This window comes from Streptomyces sp. NRRL F-5123 (assembly GCF_000721495.1).
Lineage (GTDB): Bacteria > Actinomycetota > Actinomycetes > Streptomycetales > Streptomycetaceae > Actinacidiphila.
The window spans coordinates 212,917-231,737 of the sequence record NZ_JOHY01000006.1 but is presented as its reverse complement, the minus strand read 5'-3'; the positions used below and the strand labels follow the sequence as shown (position 1 = coordinate 231,737).

Genomic DNA, 18,821 nt, shown 5'->3' with positions numbered 1-18,821 from the left:
CCCCCTCGGACCCGCGACCCTGCCGCGCAGGGGGTTCGCCCTCTGTGCAGGGCCCGTGCCCCGAAATCGCTCGCCCGGCAGCGCACCCGCGGCCCTGGGGGTCACCCCGCAAGCTCGGGTCCACCGCGCTCCGGGCAGGCGGGCGCCCCCGCACCCCTGGAGGGGTACGGGGGCGCGGGGGCGCCGCGGGACGGGGCGCTAGTCCGTCGCGATCGCGTTCAGGACGTTCATCCGGCCCGCCCGCAGCGCGGGCATGAGCGCGGCGAGGAGGCCGACGACCGCGGAGCCGATGAAGACGACCACGATCGTCGTCCACGGGATCTGGAGGATGCCGAGCCCCTCCGCTGCCAGGACGCGCTGGCCGGTGGTGCCCCAGGCGAGGCCGAGGCCGAGGCCGATGAGCGCGCCGAACAGGGCGATGACGACCGACTCCAGGCGGATCATGCGGCGCATCTGGCGCCGCGAGGTGCCGATGGCCCGCATGAGGCCGATCTCCCGGGTCCGCTCGACCACCGAGAGGGCCAGCGTGTTGACCACGCCCAGGACCGCCACGATGATCGCGAGCGCCAGCAGCGCGTAGATCATGTAGAGCAGCTGGTTGACCTGGCTGTGGATGAGGTCCTTGTAGTCGGCCTGGTCGCGGACGTCGATTTCCGGGTGGGACTTCACGGACGCCTTCAGGTCGGCGTACGCCTGCTTCTGCTTGCCGTCGACCGCGGTCGCGAACAGGAGGAAGTCGGCCGGCATCTTGTCCGTCGGCAGGTAGTCGCGCGCGGTGGCGATGTTGGTGAACATCGAGCCGTGCTCGATCGTCGTGTCGTCGCTCGTGATCGCGGCGATCTTGAGCTGGGCCGGGCGGCCGCCGGTCATGACGACCTTCAGCTCGTCGCCGAGCGCCAGGTGGTGGTCCTTGGCGAAGCCCTCGGGCACCGACATCGCGTTCTTGCCGTAGGCGTCCAGCAGCTTGCCCTGGGTGGTCTTGAGCCGCAGGTCCTTGGGGTACGTCGGGTCCGCGGCGCTCAGGTCGGAGCTGACGGTGTCGCCGGAGGGCAGGGTGAGCTTGGCGTTGACGATCGTGTAGTGGGTGAAGTGCTCGATGTTCTGCGTGGCGGTGAGCGCCTTCTCGGCGGCCGGGGTGATCGGCTGGCTGCCGTTGCTGCCGACCTGGATGATGAAGTCCGCGCCGACCGAGGAGTCGAGCTGGTCGTCGGCGGAGGCCACCATCGACGAGCCGACCACCGACATGCCGGCCACCAGCGCCAGGCCGATCATCAGCGCGGAGGCGGTGGCACCGGTACGCCGCGGGTTGCGCAGCGCGTTGCGCTCGGCCAGGCGTCCCATCGGGCCGAAGAAGCGCAGCACGACCGCGCTCACCGCCCTGACGATCACACCGGCCAGCAGCGGGCCGACGATCACGAAGCCGACCAGCGTGAGCAGTACGCCCAGGCCCAGCATCCCGCCGCCCGCGGAGGCCTTGTCGGCCTTCGCCGCGGCGACCAGGGCGAGCGCGCCGGCCGCACTGACCAGGATGCCGATCGCGGCGCGGATCCGTCCGGCGCGGACGTCGCCGGGGGTGCCGGAGTCGCGCAGCGCGGCCATCGGGGAGATCTTCCCCGCCCGGCGGGCCGGGATGTAGGCGGAGACCACGGTCACGATGATGCCGATGGCCAGGCCCACCAGCGGGGTGGAGGCCTTGATGGTCAGCTCGGAGGTGTCGAGCTTCATGCCGGCCTTGCCCATCAGGTGCATCAGCCCGACGGCCAGGCCGATGCCGCCGCCGATGCCGAGCACCGAACCGGTCAGGCCGAGCAGCACCGCCTCGATGAGCACCGACCGGTTGACCTGGCCGCGGCTGGAGCCGAGGGCCCGCATCAGGCCGATCTCCCGGGTGCGCTGGGCGACCAGCATGGAGAAGGTGTTGACGATCAGGAAGATGCCGACGAGGACGGCGATCCCGGCGAAGCCGAGCATCGCGTACTTCATGAAGTTCAGGAAGCCGCCGAGGTCGTCCTGGTCCTTCTTCTTGGTCTCGGCGGCGGTGTCGACGGTGTAGCCGGCGCCGATGGCCGCCCTGACGTTCTGCTTGAGCTGGTCGTCCGTGACGCCCTTGGCCGCGGTGAGGCCGAAGCCGGTGTACGCGTCGGCGCGGCCGAGCAGCTTGGTCTGCGCGGTGGCGGTGTCGATGTAGAGGACGGTCGCACCGGGGTTGGTGGTCTTGAAGGTGACGATGCCGCTGACGGTGACGTCGAAGTCGCCGGGCGCGGCGATGACGCGCAGCGTGTCGCCGACCGCGACGTGCTTCTTGCTCGCCGTGTCGGCGTCGATCACCGCGTCGGTGGCGCTCTGCGGGAGGTGGCCCGAGGACAGCTCGACGGCCTTGGTCTCGGTCGGGTCCCAGTTGCTGACGATGGTCGGGGCGCCGGACGAGGAGCCGATCTTCTCGTTCTTCGCGTCGGCGACGGTGACCTGGTCGCTGGTGACGTCGGGGTCGGACTTGGCGACGCCGGGCACCTTCGCCAGCTGCTGCTGGAGCGTGGCGGGCACGGTGTCCGGGATGCCGGTGGCCTGCTCGTCGTCGATCTTCTTGGCGCTGACCGTGACGTCGGAGGCGGTGGAGCCGAAGAGCTTGTCGAAGGTGGCGGTCATGGTGTCGGTGAACACCAGGGTGCCGCAGACGAAGGCGACCGACAGCAGGACGGCTATCGCCGAGAGGGCCATTCTGCCCTTGTGCGCGAAGAAATTCCGCGCCGATGTCTTCAGGACGGTCACGACGTCCTCCCGCGGCCGTCGAAGGACTTCATGCGCTCCAGCACGGAGTCGGCGGTCGGGTTGGCCATCTCGTCGACGATGCGGCCGTCGGCGAGGTAGAGGACGCGGTCGGCGTAGGAGGCGGCGACCGGGTCGTGGGTGACCATCACGATGGTCTGGCCGAGGTCGTCGACCGAGCGGCGCAGGAAGCCGAGGACCTCGGCCCCGGCCCGCGAGTCGAGGTTTCCGGTCGGCTCGTCGCCGAAGATGATCTCGGGGCGGGCGGCCAGCGCGCGGGCGACGGCCACGCGCTGCTGCTGGCCGCCGGACAGCTGGGTCGGGCGGTGCTTGAGCCGGCCGGCCAGGCCCACCGTCTCCACGACCCGGTCGAACCACTCGCGGTCGACCTTGCGGCCGGCGATGTCCATCGGCAGCGTGATGTTCTCCGCCGCGTTGAGGGTCGGCAGCAGGTTGAAGGACTGGAAGATGAAGCCGATCTTGTCCCGCCGCAGCTGGGTGAGCTTCTTGTCCTTCATGCCGGTGATCTCGCTGTCGCCGACCCAGATCCGCCCGGAGGTGACCGTGTCGAGGCCCGCGAGGCAGTGCATGAGGGTGGACTTGCCGGAGCCCGAGGGGCCCATGATCGCGGTGAACTTGCCGCGGGCGATGTCCACGTCGACCGTGTCCAGGGCCACGACCCGGGTCTCGCCCGCGCCGTACGCCTTCGTCACCGAACGACCCGCAGCGGCAACAGCCGAACGTTCTCCGTTGCCCCCGGACCTGGGAATCGTCACTGCCGTTGTCACTGTTACTCCTGCGTCGTCGTGTGTCGGGCTGTCGTGATGTCGTGATGTCGTGATGTCCATCAGCCTGCCGGAGGCCGTTCCGCCGCACATTGGGGGAGGTCTCCGTCTTGCTGGTGGGGCTATCCCCACCCCGCCCTACGACCGTAGGGAACCGCCGGGACGCAGACGTCATCCGGCGGAAGGAACCGGTCCATGCCAAAAGTAGGTACCGCCCCCTAGGGGTCCCACCGCTCCGGGTCATCCCGCGGTCGGGGGCGGTCGCGCCGAAGTGCAGAGCAGCGGCTCCGGGGTACGCCCGGACGGCCTCAGGGGCGCCCGGGCTCCGCGGCGTCGTACGGGCCGGCGTCCGTACCACCCGGGCTGCCCGCAGCGGACGCGCCGGACGCGCCCGACGCCGCGAGCGTCAGGCGCACGGTGCGGCCGCCGCCGATCAGGACGGCCAGCGCGAGGTCGATGTCGGGGCCGGCGTACCAGTCCCCGGCGTGGTCGATGCCGTAGACCCGGCCCTCGGCGTCGATGGCCAGCAGGGCTCCGGTGCCGGGCTCCTCGCCGAGCGGGCTGACCTCGGTCTCCAGCGCGCGGCCCAGGTCGCCGAAGGTACGGGCCATGTGCAGGCCGCGCATCGGGTCCACGGTCACCGCGGTGGGCGCGGTGTGCTGCCCGGGACCCGCGGCCGCGGGGAAGGCCAGCCCGCCGAACTCCGCCCAGGCCTCGACGGCGGCGGGGAAGACGCAGTGCCGGTGGCCGCCGGGCGACACATGGCCGCGCAGCAGGTCCGCCCACTCCTCGGCCTGCTTGATGTCCCACCGCCCGGGCTGCCAGCCGCCGGCCCGCAGCGCGGCATCGACGGCGGCGGGGAAGCGTGCGCTCGCTGCCATCGGGGGCGTCATGCCCCCTCTGCCGGGTCGACGGCCTGCACGCCGAAGTGCGCGAGCAGCGGGGTGCAGGAGCGGCAGGGCGGTGCGTACGTGCCGTGCGCCGGGTCGCCGTCCTCGCGTATCCGGCGGGCCGTCAGTTTCGCGCCGCGCAGCGCCTTGCGCGCCTCACCCTGCGTCAGCGGGCGGCGCGCGGCACGCTTGCCGCGCTGCGCCTCGACGGCCGCGAGGTGGCGGGAGATCAGCACCGGTTCCGCGCAGCGCCCGGTGAAGCGCTCACGCTGCGTCGCGGGCAGCGCGTCCAGGAACTCCTGCACGATCGGATGCAGGACGGGCGGCTGGTCGCCCTTGGCGCCGGTGCACGTGAGTACCTCGTCGCGGATGGACAGCGCGGCCGCGATCGCGGGCAGGATGCCGTCCCTTCGGTGCCGCAGCCGCGGCGGGCCGTCCGGGAGCCGCGGCGCGCCCCAGTTCAGCCTGGGGTCCGCAGCTCCCGTCGCCAGGAAATGAGTTGTCATGTTCTGCGTGCGTCCCTCCGTCCGCCCGCGCGAGCAGGCGTTCCCCCGTATGCCGATCAGACTGCCAAACGGGTCGCGGGATGGGGAAGCGAACACGTCGGCGCGCTCATTGTGTGTGGGGCATGTCACCGTCCGGTGTCCGAATTCCGGCACAGCAGGCACAGTGCGTACACGGCGAACATACGAACGTCACAACTGGAGGACGGCGCACCGCCCGAACGGCCGGCGCGTCGCAGGTGTCACGCGGCCGCGCGCGGGGCACGGACGGTTACGGTCCGCGCACGGCGGGGGCGTTCGGCGGCCGCGGGAGGGGCCCCGGACCGACGCGGCATGGACGCGGCACAGGAAGGGCGGGGAGGATCAGCAGTCGGCCCGTCTCAGCGGGTCCCCCCACACCGCCGCCGAACCAGGAATGTGACCCCCATGCACACCACCCGGCTCCGCCTCGTCGCGGCCGCGCTGCCCGCGCTGCTGCTCGCCGCCGCCTGCTCCTCGGGCGACGACTCCCCCAAGCCCGACTCCAAGTCGCCGAACGTCCTCAGCGGCAAGGCGCCGCTGACCACGGACCAGCTCAGCAAGGCGCTCATCACCGATACCGACCTGCCCGGCTGGACCGTTCAGCCCTCGCAGACCGCTGACACGTCCGACACCTCGACGCTCACCGCCGACAAGCCGGTCTGCCAGCCGCTCGCCGACGTCACGAGCAGCAATCCCAAGATCCACCGGATGGCCTTCGTCGGCGCGGCCTTCGCCAAGACCACGGCGAAGACCGGCACGACTCCCGAGATCATCAACCAGATGCTGGTGGCCAGCCACGCGCCCGGTGACGCCGACAAGGTCATGGCGGAGCTGAAGACCGCGCTGGCGGGCTGCACCGCCTTCACCGCGACCGACAGCTCCGGGGCCAGGACGCCCTTCACGGTCGCCAAGGGCCCGGCCGTGCCGGTCGGCGACAAGGCGGTGTCCTGGATCATGAACGACACGGCCGACAAGAAGGCCGGCGCCGCACTGCTGTCCGTGGTGCAGACCGGCGACACGGTGACGATGTACGTGTCGGTGAAGTCGGCGGGCGGCGCGGGCCCGCTGCCCGTCGACGCGGAGCGCAAGCAGGCCGAGAAGCTGAAGAAGGCGCTCGCGGCCCGCAAGTGACCGGGGTGCGCACGACGACCGTGCCGGGGCTGCGGTACGGGCAGCGGTACGACCGTCGCGGGGCTGCGGACCGTCCGCCGTGCGGTGCGGTGTGAGCAGCCCCACAGGGGAGGTGCCGGGCCCGTTGCCGTAGAGTCGCGCGGCAACGGGCCGACGCCCGCGGGAGGCCGCCCCCGGGACGGGGAGATGTGCCGCGCGGGCCCTGCCGAAACGACACCAGGGGAACGCATCGATGCCGATCCGTGCAGACCATCGCCTACCGGCCGGTAGCCGCGCCGTGGCCGCGGCCGCGCTGCTGCCCGTCCTCGTGCTCGTGGCGGGCTGCGGGAGCGGCGACGACGGCAAGGACGCCCCGAACGTGGCGAAGGGCGTGGTGAGCACGACGAACCTCACCGCGGCGCTGCTCACCTCGACGGACGTCCCGCACGTGCAGGTGCTGCCCGCGGGCACCAAGCAGCAGCTGCTCGGGGACGCGCAGAAGGCCGACACCGCCGCCTGCCAGCCGATCGTGGACCAGTGGACCAGCCAGCCCAAGTACCGGCGGCAGGTGTACACCGGCGCGATGGTCACCGACACCACGGACGCCGGCAAGGACAAGGGCGCCAAGGCGATCTCGCTGAGCGTCATCGCGTCCTACAAGAAGGGCGACGCGGCCAAGGTGCTGGACGACCTGACAACGGCCGTCACCGCCTGCCACTCCTACTCCGTGGTGCGCGGCGGCGTCACCTCCCACTTCACCGTGCGCCCCGCGGCGGCCGACGCGGGGCTGGGCGACCAGCGCGTCGCGTACGTGATCGGTGAGACCACCAAGGGCGCGACGAGCGAGGTGCTGGTGACGGTCGTGCGGGTGGGGGACACCACGGAGGCGTACGAGACGGTGCGGGCCGACCACAAGCCCGCCCAGCTGCGCACATCGATTCCGGTCAAGCAGGCGGCCAAGCTGCGCGACGCCGCGAAGGGCAGCTGAGGCCGGCGCGGAGCCGGCGGCGGCGCGCGGCGGTCGGCACGGTGGCCGGGGCGGTTCACGAGTTGTCCACAACCGGGCGACTGGCCGGTCAACGGGCATGCCGCAGGCCCTAGGCTGTGGTCATCAGCCGTACGCACCAGGGGGCAGCAGTCATGACGACAGGTCGGCAAGGGCTGGGGGCGGCGCCCCCCGGCTCCGGCGCGGAGTCCCGGACCGCGCCGCCCAATGTGGCCTACGCGGGCCAGGCCGTGCACTTCCCCGACCCGGTGCGCGCGGCGCGCTACCCGCAGGGCGTGTGGGTGGACACCGAAGGGCACCCGGACTTCTCGCCGTTCGCCCGTGCCGCGGCCGAGATAGCCGAGCCGCCCGAAGGCTTCGGCATCGACGAGCTGCGGCTGACGGACTACGTGTCGGCGAACGCCGCGCTGCACGCCGCGGGCCACGAGCTGTGGGCCAGCCTGCCCCCGGTGGCCACCCCGCACGGCTGGACGTGGCACCACGTGGCGGGCACCCGGCGCCTGGAGCTGGTCCCCGCCGAGGTCAAGGCGCTCCTGCGGCACCACGGCGGGCTCGCGAGGTCCGTCGCCGACCACACCAAACGCGGCACCCGCCCGCTGCAGGAGACCCGGCCGGTGCACTTCGAACTGCCCATCGACGCCGTCGCGGTCACCGAGGCGCAGGTGCGGGACGTCGAGGAGGAGCTGGGCTACCGGCTGCCGGGCTCCTACCGGGCCTTCCTGAAGGCTGCGGGCGGCTGCGCGCCGCGCGGGGTGGCCCTCGACCCGGACCTCGGGCTGCTGATCGACCAGCCGTTCTTCACCGTGCGCGACGCCGCGGCGGTCAACGACCTGGTGTACGTCAACAAGTGCCTGCGCGACCACCTGACCAAGGACTACCTGGCCGTCGGCTACGTCCAGGGCGGGCTGCTCGCGGTGAAGGTGAAGGGCCGGGACACCGGCACGATGTGGTTCTGCGCCTACGACGACGCGCGGGACGGAGACGGCTGGGACTCCCCTGCCGACCGGGTCGCCGAGCTGCTGCTGCCCTGCGGCGAGTCGATCGACGCGTTCCTGCTGCGCCTCGCGGGCAATCCGCCGGAGCTGGCGACGGTGGCGAATCTGATGGTGGACGGCGGCTTCGCCACCGCCGTCCAGGTGGAGGAGTGAGCCGGCCATGGTGACTTTCGCGCAGGCGCAGGAGCGCGCCGAGCGGTGGATCAACGGCGATGTGCCGCCGTACGAGCACCGCGAGATCCGGGTCAGGGAGTTCGACCTCGGCTTCGTCGTGTGGGCGGAGCCACGCGAGGACGGCCCGGCGGACGACGGCTCGCAGCTGCGGGTGGTCATCGCCCGGGACAGCGGTGAGGCCACGCTCTGGCCACCGCTTCCGGTCGGCGAGCTGATCCGCCGCTACGAGGAGGAGTACGGCGCCATGCCGCAGGACACGGCGCCCGAGCCGCCGCAGCGCATCGACCTGGAGGCGACGTCCTTCCTGCTGAGTCCGCCGGAGTGGCTCCAGGAGGCCGCCGACCGGATGGGCATCCCCGACCGCAGGTCCGGCTCCGCCGGAGGGTCGAGTACAAGTACGGGTACGGGTGCTGGTGCGGGCTCCGGCTCCGGCTCCGGCTCCAGCTCCGGCTCCGGCTCCGCGGGGGAATCCGGCGGAGGGGCTGCCGCGCAACCTGCCGGGGCGTCCTCCGGGGGCGTCGACTACACACGGCGGCCCGTCGCCGATGCGGTCCCCGCCGCTGGGGCGGAGGAGCCGTCAGGCGGCGTGGACTACGTGCGTCGGCCCGGTGTGCCCGCACAGGAGCAGCCGCAGGCCGCGCACCCGGCGCCCGAGCCGCAGGGAGCGCAGGAGCCGCAGGACGGCGGGAGCTGGGCGGGCAAGACGGTCAGCGACGCCGGCGAAGGCCAGTCCGTGCCCGTGCCTGCGACCGTCTTCGCGCCGCCGATCAGCGGGGCGGACCTCCCCGACGCGCCGCCCGCTCCCGAGACCTCCGAGGCCAGGACAAAGCTGCTGCCCGCCGGCAGCGGGCTGCCGCCGACGCTGCCGCCCCCGGCGCAGTCCGGACCGGCGCTGCCGCCCCCGGCGCAGTCCGGGCCGCCGGTACCGCCGCCCGCCCAGGGCGGGGTGCCGCACACCGTGGGCGGTTCCGCCTACCCCGCGCCGGACGGCCCCGCGGTGCCGCTGCCCCCGCCGACGGCGCGGGGCGGCGGGCAGGGCGCCGCGGACATCGCGGGCATGGAAACGGCCAAGGCCACACCGATCCGGCACACCCCTCCGGCTCCCCCCGGGCCGTCCGCACCGTCCGCACCGTCCGTGCCGCAGGGCACACCGCCCCCGGCGCCCTATGCCGGGCAGGGCACGCCGCCCCCGCCGCAATACGCGGGCCAGGGCACGCCACCCCCGCCGTCACCGTACGCGGGCGGCACCGGCACGCCGCCGCCCGCCTCGAACGACCCGCACTACGCCGCGACGATGCTCGCCGGACCCGCCGCCGGAGGGGGCACCCCGCCGCCGCCCCCGGCGCCGTACGCAGGGGGTTCGGCTGCGCCTCCGCCGCCTCCCCCGCTGGGCCAGGGCGCCCCGCCGCCCCCGCCCGCGCCGTACGCGGGCGGCACCGGCACGCCCCCGCCCGCCTCGAACGACCCGCACTACGCCGCGACCATGCTCGCCGGACCCGGTGCGGGCACGCCCGCGCCCTTCGCCGCGGGGCCGTCCGCACCGCCGCCGCCTCCGCCGTACGCGGGGGGCGGCGCGGCAGCCACTCCCCCGCCGCCGCCCGCGAGCAACGACCCGCACTACGCCGCGACCATGCTCGCCGGACCCGCCGCCGGAGGCGGCACCCCGCCGCCGCCCCCGGCCCCGTACGTCGCGGGTGGCACCGGCGCGCCGCCGCCCGCCCCCGCGTACGGCTATCCGCAGCCGAACGCCGCGGTGCCGACGGTGGGCCCCGGCTACATGGCGGTGCTGCGCTACCGCGGCGCCGACGGCAGCGAGCAGCAGATGATCCGGCGCTCGGCGCCGGGCACCCCGCATCCGGAGTGGCAGATCCTGCACGAGCTGCGGTCGGCGGGCGTGCGGCCCGAGCAGGTGCTCGAACTGCACACCGAGCTGGAGTCCTGCGACCTGCCCGGCGGCTACTGCACACGGATGATCCGGGAGACCTGGCCCCAGGTGCGGATCAGCCACACCGCCCCCTACGGCCGGGACCACGCGAGCCGCCGCCAGGGCGTCCAGCACCTGCTGACGCACCAGGGCGAGTTGCACCAGGTGGCCGGCGCGCCCGCCCGCCCGCAGCCGCAGCGGGTGCCGATGCCCGACGCGCACACGGTGCTGCGGGTGCCGCCGGTCGGGCTCGACGTGATCGGGCAGGAGCTGGCGGGCGCGTTCGGCCCGCAGGGCGTCTTCCGCTTCGACCAGCGCGCCGTCTCGCGGCAGGGCGTGCCCGACATCGTGGCCCAGACCCTGATGTGGGCCGGGCTGCCGATCGACTTCGGGCCGTTCTTCTGGGCGCAGGCGCAGCCGGGCCAGCCGGTGCCGACGCTCGCCGAGCTGGCCGCGGGGCGCGGCGTGCAGCCGGTCGCGGACGCGGGCTCGTACCTGGTGATGGGCAACGACTTCGGGCGCCAGCTGTGCGTGCAGTACGGCACCGCGCAGATCGTGGCGCTGCCGCTGGAGGCGGGCCCGCCCGGGTCGCCGCCCGCGGCACCGCAGTTCGTGAATTCGAGCCTGCCGGAGTTCGCCCGCTGCATGGCGCTGCTCGGGCGCATGTGGCGGCTGCGGATCGGGCTCACGCCCGAGCAGGCCGGGCACTGGACGGTGGACTTCCAGGCGCAGCTGGCCGCGCAGGACCCGGCGGCCATCGCCTCGCCCGACAACTGGTGGTCGGTGCTCATCGAGCAGATGTGGGACGGGCTGCTGTAGCGGCGGGCGGCACGGCACGGCGGCGGTCCGCCGTCAGGGGCCGGGCGGGAGGGCTTTCGGCCCTTCCCCCCGGCCCCGGCCGTTTTCCGGGTAGGTGCCGGGTAGGACTCTGCCGGAGGTCCGGTGCACGGATGCCCGTACGAGGCGGGCGGTCGGGGCACCCCGAATCCTACAATTCGGTCATAAGCCATAAAGAGGAGATGGGCGCGGCAGCGGGACGCGGAACGCCGGCGGCGAAGGGGCAGACGCATGAGCAGCGACACGACCGCATCGGCGGGGACGTCCACGGCGGGGGCGGGCGTCCACGAGGCCGGGGACGCAGGGGGCGCCGGGCCCGTCCGGCGGGTGCGCGGGCGCGGCATCGGCTACCGGCCGGAGCAGGTCGACCGCTTCCTCGAGGAGCTGTCCGAGGACCGCGACGCCGCGTGGGAGCGGGCCACCCGGCTCAGCGAACTCGCGAACGAGATGGAGGCCGAGCACGCGGCGCTGCGCCGGCAGTTCGACGCGCTCCCGTCCTCGGCCTTCGACGCCCTCGGCCCCGGCGCGCAGGAGCTGGTGCGGCTCGTCGAGGAGGAGGCCGCGGCCGTACGCGAACGGGCCGAGACGGAGGCGCAGTACGCACGGGACGCCGCGGAGACCGCGCGGCGCACCCTCCAGGAGGAATCCCGCGCCGCCGCCTCCGCGCGGCTCGCAGCCGCCGAGGACGAGACCGAGCGGATGCTCGACGCGGCGTGCGCGCGGGCCGCCGACATCCTCGGCCAGGCGCGCGCCGAGGCGGAAGCGGTACGCGGCGAGGCCGGCCGCACGCTGGAGGCCGTACGGCACGACGCGGAGCGCCTGGCGGCGGAGGGCGAGCAGGACCGGCGCACCCGGCTGGAGGCGCTGGAGCGGGAGCTCGCCGAGCGCGAGGCCGGGGCCGACAGCAGGCTCGGCGATCTGCTCGCCGACGCCGAGCGGCGGCTCGACGCGGCGCACCGCGAGCGCACCGCCGCGGAGGAGGCGCTGCGCGCGCGGGAGGCGGAGGCGGAGCGGCGGGCCGCGGCGGTACTCGCGCAGGCGCGGACGCACGAGGAGAGGGTGCGGAGGGAGAGCGAGCGGGTTCTGCGGGAGCACGAGGTGCGACGCGATGAGATCAGGGCTCATCTCGCGCACATCCGCACCGCGCTGGCCACGCTCACCGGGCGCGACCCGCGCCCCCCGGGCCTCTCGTCCTGAGGGCCGCGCCCTCGGGGCTCTGCCCTGCGGGCTGCGCCCGCCGCTCGTCGCGGATCCCCGCTCCGTGGGGGCCGGGCGCGCAGTTCCCCGCGCACGGCGGCGGGCGGGTCAGGCGTTCTGGAGGGGGACCATCGCGGAGACGCGGAAGCCGCCGTCGGGGGTGGGGCCGGCGGCGAAGCCGCCGCCGTGGGAGGTGACGCGTTCGCGCATGCCGGTCAGGCCGTGGCCGCCGCCGGGGAGGGCGGTCTGGGGGGTGCCGTCGGAGGGGCCGTTGGTGATGAGGACGGCGACCTCGGCCTCGCGGTAGGCGAGGCGGACGACCGCGCTCGCGCCCGCCGCGTGCTTGCGGACGTTGGTGAGGGCCTCCTGGACCACGCGGTAGACGGTTGCCTCGATGCGCGCACCGCACGGCCGCTTCGCGCCCTCGACGGTCAGCTCGACCCCCATGCCCGCCGCCTGGGACTCCTCCACCAGAGCCGCGAGCCGGGCCAGCGTCGGGCCCTCTTCCTCCTCCCGGGAGACGGGCCGGTCCGGGACGGGTGCGGGGGAGGCGGCCGGGGAGGCGGCCTCCGAGGTGCGCAGCACCCCCAGCATCTGGCGCAGCTCGGTGAGCGCCTGCCGTCCCATGTCGCCGATGAGCTCCGCGCCGGCGGACGCCTTCCGCGGGTCCTTGAGGGCGACGGCCTTGAGCGCGGCGGCGTGCACGACCATCAGGCTCACCCGGTGCGCGACGACGTCGTGCATGTCGCGCGCGATCCGGGTGCGCTCCTCCGCCCGCGCCCGCTCGGCGCGCTCCGCCGCCTTCTCGGCGAGCAGTTCGAGCTCGCGCTCCAGGCCGTCGGCCCGCTCGCGCAGGCTCTCCACGAGGCGGCGCCGGGCGCGTACGTAGAGGCCGAGGAGCACCGGCGGGCCGGTGAGGCCGAGCGCCATGAGGATGGAGACGAAGAGCGTGACGGGCATCCGCAGCGCGCTGCCGTCGTCGGAGCCGTCCAGGTTGTCCTGGAACTGGATGACGGCGACCAGCATCGTGCCGAATCCGTTCATCCCGGCCAGGGCGGCGGTGATGCGGCGCGGCACCTCGGAGGCGGCGAGGGTGTAGAGGCCGACGAGGGAGAGCAGAAAGCCCATCTGCGCGGGCGTCATCGCTATGCCGACCAGCACCACCGCGACCGGCCACCGGCGCCGCAGCAGCAGGACGCCGCCGACCAGGACGCCGATCAGCGCACCGAGGAAGGCGGGGACGCCGACCCGGTCGGCGAAGGTGCCGCCCTCGAAGGCGCACTCGATCGCGGAGATTGCGGCGAGGGTCGCGTCGAGCAGGAAGCTGCGCCGCCGCTGCCACCACCACCATCCGGCGGGGAGCAGCACCTGTGCCGCTGTGCTGCCTGCCGCGCCTCCTCCGGCGCCGTCGTCCGGTACGTGCGCCCCCGTCGTACTCATGGCGTCCAGCGTATGCGGTGGACGCCCGGACGTAAGGGGCACGTACCAGCCGCGCCCGCGCCCCGGGGCCCCTCCGGCACCCCACGGCTACCCGGCAGCCGCCTCCACGGGCACCCCCGGCAGCGGTCGCGGCAGCGGTCCGGCGAGGGCCCCGGCAGCCGTGCGCACCGGGTCGGGCGGGACCCCAGGTGTCCGGCACGTGGGCTGGGCGTCTCGGCGGGCGGGCCGCGACCTATCCTGGAACGGCCGGACAGCGCGGTCCGCGAGTACGCCGTCCACACACCACTGCACAAGGAGCCGCACCTGTGAGCAGCGCCGACACCGCCCCGGACAGCAGTACCGCCAGCAGTACCGCGACCAGTTCCGCCCTCCGTGCCGACATCCGCCGCCTGGGAGACCTGCTGGGCGGCACCCTGGTGCGCCAGGAAGGGCAGGAGCTCCTCGACCTCGTCGAGAAGGTCCGCGCGCTGACCCGCAGCGACGGGGAGGCCGCCGCCGCACTGCTCGGCGAGACCGATCTGGAGACCGCGGCGAAGCTGGTCCGCGCCTTCTCCACCTACTTCCACCTCGCCAACGTCACCGAGCAGGTCCACCGCGGGCGCGAGCTGCGCTCCCGGCGCGCGGCCGAGGGCGGCCTGCTCGCCCAGACCGCCGACCTGCTCAAGGACGGCGACCCCGAGCACGTACGCGAGACGGTCCGCAACCTCAACGTCCGCCCCGTCTTCACCGCGCACCCCACCGAGGCCGCCCGCCGCTCGGTGCTGAACAAGCTGCGCCGCATCGCCGAGCTGCTGGAGGACGGGCACGGCAACGGCGAGGGCAGCACGGGCGACCGGCGGCGCGCCGACCTGCGGCTGGCCGAGAACATCGACCTGCTGTGGCAGACCGACGAGCTGCGGGTGGTGCGCCCGGAGCCGGCCGACGAGGCGCGCAACGCGATCTACTACCTCGACGAGCTGCACGCCGGCGCGGTCGGCGACGTGCTGGAGGACCTGGCGGCGGAGCTGGAGCGGGTCGGGGTGCCGCTGCCGCCGGAGACCCGGCCGCTGACGTTCGGCACCTGGATCGGCGGCGACCGGGACGGCAACCCCAACGTCACCCCCGAGGTCACCTGGGACGTGCTGATCCTGCAGCACGAGCACGGCATCACCGACGCCCTGGAGCTGGTCGACGACCTGCGCGGCGCGCTGTCGAACTCGATCCGCAACTCCGGCGCGAGCGACGAGCTGTTGGACTCGCTGGCCACCGACCTGGTCGCACTGCCCGAGATCAGCCCGCGCTACAAGCGGCTGAACGCCGAGGAGCCCTACCGCCTCAAGGCGACCTGCATCCGGCAGAAGCTGATCAACACCCGCGAGCGGCTCGCCACCGGCACCCCGCACGTCCCCGGCCGGGACTACCTCGGCACGGCCGCGCTGCTCACCGACCTCCAGCTCGTCCAGGAGTCGCTGCGCGCCCACCGCGGCGGGCTGATCGCGGAGGGACGGGTGGACCGCACCGTCCGCACCCTGTCCGCGTTCGGCCTGCAGCTCGCCACGATGGACGTGCGCGAGCACGCCGACGCCCACCACCACGCGCTGGGCCAGCTCTTCGACCGGCTCGGCGAGGAGTCCTGGCGCTACGCCGACATGCCGCGCGACTACCGCCGCAAGCTGCTCGCCAAGGAGCTGCGCTCGCGCCGCCCGCTGGCCCCGACCCCGGCGCCGCTGGACGCCGCCGGCGCCAAGACCCTCGGCGTCTTCCACACCATGCGCGAGGCCTTCGAGCGCTTCGGCCCCGAGGTGATGGAGTCCTACATCATCTCGATGTGCTTCGGCTCCGACGACGTCTTCGCCGCCGCGGTGCTGGCGCGCGAGGCGGGCCTGATCGACCTGCACGCGGGTGTCGCCAAGATCGGCATCGTGCCGCTGCTGGAGACCACCGTCGAGCTGAAGATCGCCGACAAGCTGCTGGACGAGATGCTGTCCGACCCGTCCTACCGGCGGCTGGTGTCGCTGCGCGGCGACGTGCAGGAGGTCATGCTCGGCTACTCCGACTCCTCGAAGTTCGGCGGCATCACGACCTCGCAGTGGGAGATCCACCGGGCGCAGCGCCGGCTGCGCGACGTGGCGCACCGGCACGGCGTGCGGCTGCGGCTCTTCCACGGCCGCGGCGGCACGGTCGGCCGCGGCGGCGGCCCCTCGCACACCGCGATCCTCGCGCAGCCGTGGGGCACCCTGGAGGGCGAGATCAAGGTGACCGAGCAGGGCGAGGTCATCTCCGACAAGTACCTGATCCCGTCGCTGGCCCGGGAGAACCTGGAACTGACCGTCGCCGCGACGCTCCAGGCGTCCGCGCTGCACACCGCTCCGCGGCAGTCCGACGAGGCGCTGGCGCGCTGGGACGCGGCGATGGACATCGTCTCCGAGGCGGCGAACGGCGCCTACCGCAAGCTCGTCGACGACCCCGACCTGCCGAAGTACTTCTTCGCCTCCACCCCGGTCGACCAGCTCGGCGAGCTGCACCTGGGCTCGCGCCCGTCCCGCCGCCCGGACTCCGGCGCCGGCCTGGACGGCCTGCGGGCGATCCCCTGGGTCTTCGGCTGGACGCAGTCCCGGCAGATCGTCCCCGGCTGGTACGGCGTCGGCTCGGGCCTGAAGGCGGCGCGCGAGGCGGGCCTGGACGGGGTGCTGGACGAGGCCTTCGGGCAGTGGCACTTCTTCCGCAACTTCCTGTCCAACGTCGAGATGACGCTGGCCAAGACCGACCTGCGGATCGCCCGCCACTACGTCGACTCGCTCGTCCCCGACGACCTCAAGCACGTCTTCGAGGCGATCGAGACCGAGCACGAGCTGACGGTGCGCGAGGTGCTGCGCCTGACCGGTGAGTCGGAGCTGCTGGCGGCGAGCCCGGTGCTGGCGCAGACCTTCCGGATCCGCGACCAGTACCTGGACCCGATCTCGTACCTCCAGGTCACGCTGCTGGCCCGGCAGCGGGAGGCCGCCGCGCGCGGCGAGGAGCCGGACCCGCTGCTGTCCCGCGCCCTGCTGCTGACCGTCAACGGCGTCGCGGCGGGCCTGCGCAACACCGGCTGACGCCGGCGCGCACGGACACGGCGAGGAGCCGCTCCCCGGTACGCACCGGGGGGCGGCTCCTCGCCGTGCGGGGCGCGGCGCTCAGCTCTTGCGGTGACCGACCAGCCGGGGCTTGGGCTCCAGGCCCGACAGCCCGTTCCAGGACAGGCTGACCAGGTGGGCGACGACCTCGGACTTCTTCGGGCGCTGCACCTCGACCCACCACTGGCCGGTCAGCGCGACCATGCCGACGAGCGCCTGGGCGTACATCGGGGCGAGCTTGGGGTCGAAGCCGCGCTGCTTGAACTCGTGGCCGAGGATGTCCTCGACCTGGGTCGCGATGTCGCTGATGAGCGAGGCGAAGGTGCCGGTGGACTGTGCGACGGGCGAGTCGCGCACCAGGATGCGGAAGCCGTCGGTGAAGCGCTCGATGTAGTCCAGCAGCGCGAAGGCCGCCTGCTCCAGAAGCTCGCGAGGGTGGCCGCCGGTGAGGGCGCCGGTGACCATGTCGAGCAGCCGGCGCATCTCGCGGTCGACCACCACGGCGTAGAGGCCTTCCTTGCCGCCGAAGTGCTCGTAGACCACGGGCTTGGACACCCCGGCCTTGTGCGCGATCTCCTCGACCGAGGTGGCCTCGTAGCCCCGCTCGGCGAACAGCGTGCGGCCCACGTCCAGGAGCTGCTCGCGGCGTTCCTTGCCGGTCATGCGGACCCGCCGGGTACGGCGTGCGGTCGGTCCCGAGGGGGGCGGGGCGGCGGCCTCGGCGGGTCCGCGGGCCGCCGTCGCCCTGCCGGTCGTCGTCGCCCTGGGCTGTCTCCCGTCGCTCACGCCCCCATCATGCCGCTTCGCTTACGTCTTCTTTACGCCGGGAGGCGATCCGGTCGGCGGTGGGCCAGCGCACGTCGGTCGCCCAGCCGGCCATCTCGAACCAGCGGATGAGGCGCGCGCTGGAGTCGATCTGGCCGCGCAGCACGCCGTGCCGGGCGCTGGTGGGGTCGGCGTGGTGCAGGTTGTGCCAGGACTCGCCGCAGGACAGGACCGCCAGCCACCACACGTTGCCGGAGCGGTCGCGGGACTTGAACGGGCGCTTGCCGACGGCGTGGCAGATGGAGTTGATCGACCAGGTCACGTGGTGCAGCAACGCCACCCGAACGAGCGAACCCCAGAAGAACGCGGTGAAGGCGCCGTACCACGACATGGTGACCAGGCCGCCGACGACCGGCGGGATGAGCAGCGACAGCGCCGTCCAGAGCCAGAAGTCGCGGGAGATGCGGCGGATCGCCGGGTCCTTGATCAGGTCGGGGGCGTACTTCTGCTGCGGGGTCTGCTCCTCGTCGAAGAGCCAGCCCATGTGCGCCCACCACAGGCCTTTGAGCAGGGCCGGGAGCGACTCGCCGTAGCGCCAGGGGCTGTGCGGGTCGCCCTCGGCGTCGCTGAACTTGTGGTGCCTGCGGTGGTCGGCGACCCAGCGCACGATCGGGCCCTCGACGGCCATCGAGCCGGCGATGGCCAGCGCGATCTTCAGCGGGCGGTTGGCCTTGAACGAGCTGTGCGTGAAGTGCCGGTGGAAGCCGATGGTGATGCCGTGACAGCCCAGGAAGTACATGCCCACCATGAGGCCCAGGTCGAGCCAGCTCATCCCGCGTCCCCAGGCCAGCGGCACCGCGGCGGCCAGCGCCACGAAGGGGATGCAGATGAACAGCAGCAGCGCGATCTGCTCGATCGAGCGCTTGCTCTCACCACCGCGGGTGGCGCTCGGCGACTCCTGTTGTGTCGTCCCGGGATCCGGTTCCCGGGACTCGGGCCTCACGTCTGTCTGTGTGGTCATGTCTGTCCCTGTCGGATGGAGGAGGGGGGCTGCAATCAGCGGTTACGCGTAACCTACGCTGCCGTAAGTATTGCAGCGGCATGCCGCGCACGACAGGACCGTGTCGGGCGGGCGCCGATCGATGCTTACCCTGATCTCCGTCGCGTGCACCATGTCCGGTGCGGCATGATGGGAGCGACCGCCTCGTCGCCCCGACCTGGTCGACGGGGAGGCCGAGTTGATCCGCCGTGGTGTAATGGCAGCACTGGGGCTTTTGGTGCCTTAAGTCCGGGTTCGAGTCCTGGCGGCGGAG

Annotated in this window: 13 protein-coding genes and 1 tRNA gene; 7 read left to right on the top strand and 7 right to left on the bottom strand. The window is 73.6% G+C overall.

Annotated features, from left to right (window positions below):
• Positions 1-198: 198 nt before the first annotated feature.
• From IH54_RS0108355 to IH54_RS0108340, 4 genes are all read right to left on the bottom strand, one after another.
• On the bottom strand, positions 199-2,769 hold the full coding sequence (locus tag IH54_RS0108355) for an ABC transporter permease (RefSeq protein ID WP_031514400.1): 2,571 nt from the start codon (positions 2,767-2,769) through the stop codon (positions 199-201).
• Positions 2,766-3,554, bottom strand: coding sequence for an ABC transporter ATP-binding protein (locus IH54_RS0108350; protein WP_031514398.1), 789 nt, complete (start codon positions 3,552-3,554; stop codon positions 2,766-2,768). The genes IH54_RS0108355 and IH54_RS0108350 overlap by 4 nt, the downstream gene beginning before the upstream one ends.
• Positions 3,555-3,859: 305 nt before the next feature.
• A complete protein-coding gene (locus IH54_RS0108345) occupies positions 3,860-4,444 on the bottom strand; it encodes an SUKH-3 domain-containing protein (protein WP_078862025.1) in 585 nt (194 codons plus the stop codon).
• The gene (locus IH54_RS0108340) at positions 4,441-4,947 is read right to left on the bottom strand and encodes a YwqJ-related putative deaminase (RefSeq protein WP_031514394.1); all 507 of its coding nucleotides are present in this window, start codon (positions 4,945-4,947) and stop codon (positions 4,441-4,443) included. Before IH54_RS0108340 ends, IH54_RS0108345 begins: the two co-directional genes overlap by 4 nt.
• Before the next feature lie 423 nt (positions 4,948-5,370).
• Here IH54_RS0108340 and IH54_RS0108335 point away from each other — a divergent pair, with 423 nt between their 5' ends.
• The 5 genes from IH54_RS0108335 to IH54_RS0108315 all read left to right on the top strand — a co-directional run bounded on the left by IH54_RS0108335 (position 5,371) and on the right by IH54_RS0108315 (position 12,208).
• Positions 5,371-6,096: a sensor domain-containing protein gene (locus IH54_RS0108335; RefSeq protein WP_031514392.1), complete on the top strand. Its 726-nt coding sequence runs from the start codon at positions 5,371-5,373 to the stop codon at positions 6,094-6,096.
• A gap of 232 nt (positions 6,097-6,328) precedes the next feature.
• On the top strand, positions 6,329-7,063 hold the full coding sequence (locus tag IH54_RS0108330; protein WP_159011713.1) for a hypothetical protein: 735 nt from the start codon (positions 6,329-6,331) through the stop codon (positions 7,061-7,063).
• A 152-nt stretch (positions 7,064-7,215) separates the two neighbouring features.
• Positions 7,216-8,229 carry an HNH endonuclease gene (locus tag IH54_RS0108325; RefSeq protein WP_031514388.1) on the top strand — a complete coding sequence of 338 codons (1,014 nt, stop codon included), beginning with the start codon at positions 7,216-7,218 and terminating at the stop codon, positions 8,227-8,229.
• Between the two features lie 7 nt (positions 8,230-8,236).
• Complete coding sequence (locus tag IH54_RS0108320) at positions 8,237-10,993, top strand: SUKH-4 family immunity protein (RefSeq protein WP_031514387.1); 2,757 nt, start codon at positions 8,237-8,239, stop codon at positions 10,991-10,993.
• Between the two features lie 249 nt (positions 10,994-11,242).
• A complete protein-coding gene (locus IH54_RS0108315) occupies positions 11,243-12,208 on the top strand; it encodes a hypothetical protein (protein WP_052397201.1) in 966 nt (321 codons plus the stop codon).
• Positions 12,209-12,316: 108 nt separating this feature from the next.
• Here the strand turns inward: IH54_RS0108315 and IH54_RS0108310 are convergent, their stop codons facing one another.
• Positions 12,317-13,648, bottom strand: a complete 1,332-nt coding sequence (locus IH54_RS0108310) for a sensor histidine kinase (RefSeq protein ID WP_031514383.1) — start codon at positions 13,646-13,648, stop codon at positions 12,317-12,319.
• Positions 13,649-13,953: 305 nt separating this feature from the next.
• Between IH54_RS0108310 and ppc the strand changes: the two genes are divergently transcribed.
• The gene (ppc, locus tag IH54_RS0108305; RefSeq protein ID WP_031514381.1) at positions 13,954-16,722 is read left to right on the top strand and encodes a phosphoenolpyruvate carboxylase; all 2,769 of its coding nucleotides are present in this window, start codon (positions 13,954-13,956) and stop codon (positions 16,720-16,722) included.
• Between the two features lie 81 nt (positions 16,723-16,803).
• On the opposite strand, the gene IH54_RS0108300 is transcribed toward ppc, so the two are convergent.
• Both IH54_RS0108300 and IH54_RS0108295 read right to left on the bottom strand, forming a co-directional pair.
• Positions 16,804-17,529 carry a TetR/AcrR family transcriptional regulator gene (locus IH54_RS0108300; protein WP_234343411.1) on the bottom strand — a complete coding sequence of 242 codons (726 nt, stop codon included), beginning with the start codon at positions 17,527-17,529 and terminating at the stop codon, positions 16,804-16,806.
• Between the two features lie 7 nt (positions 17,530-17,536).
• Positions 17,537-18,529: an acyl-CoA desaturase gene (locus tag IH54_RS0108295; protein ID WP_031514378.1), complete on the bottom strand. Its 993-nt coding sequence runs from the start codon at positions 18,527-18,529 to the stop codon at positions 17,537-17,539.
• Positions 18,530-18,750: 221 nt separating this feature from the next.
• Here IH54_RS0108295 and IH54_RS0108290 point away from each other — a divergent pair.
• Positions 18,751-18,821, top strand: a tRNA-Gln gene (locus IH54_RS0108290).

Coding starts and splice junctions, on each gene's coding strand:
- IH54_RS0108345 (WP_078862025.1), bottom strand. CDS start 4,444: ATGACGCCCCCGATGGCAGCGAGCGCACGCTTCCCCGCCGCCGTCGAT.
- IH54_RS0108340 (WP_031514394.1), bottom strand. CDS start 4,947: ATGACAACTCATTTCCTGGCGACGGGAGCTGCGGACCCCAGGCTGAAC.
- IH54_RS0108335 (WP_031514392.1), top strand. CDS start 5,371: ATGCACACCACCCGGCTCCGCCTCGTCGCGGCCGCGCTGCCCGCGCTG.
- IH54_RS0108330 (WP_159011713.1), top strand. CDS start 6,329: ATGCCGATCCGTGCAGACCATCGCCTACCGGCCGGTAGCCGCGCCGTG.
- IH54_RS0108325 (WP_031514388.1), top strand. CDS start 7,216: ATGACGACAGGTCGGCAAGGGCTGGGGGCGGCGCCCCCCGGCTCCGGC.
- IH54_RS0108320 (WP_031514387.1), top strand. CDS start 8,237: ATGGTGACTTTCGCGCAGGCGCAGGAGCGCGCCGAGCGGTGGATCAAC.
- IH54_RS0108315 (WP_052397201.1), top strand. CDS start 11,243: ATGAGCAGCGACACGACCGCATCGGCGGGGACGTCCACGGCGGGGGCG.
- IH54_RS0108310 (WP_031514383.1), bottom strand. CDS start 13,648: ATGAGTACGACGGGGGCGCACGTACCGGACGACGGCGCCGGAGGAGGC.
- IH54_RS0108295 (WP_031514378.1), bottom strand. CDS start 18,529: ATGACCACACAGACAGACGTGAGGCCCGAGTCCCGGGAACCGGATCCC.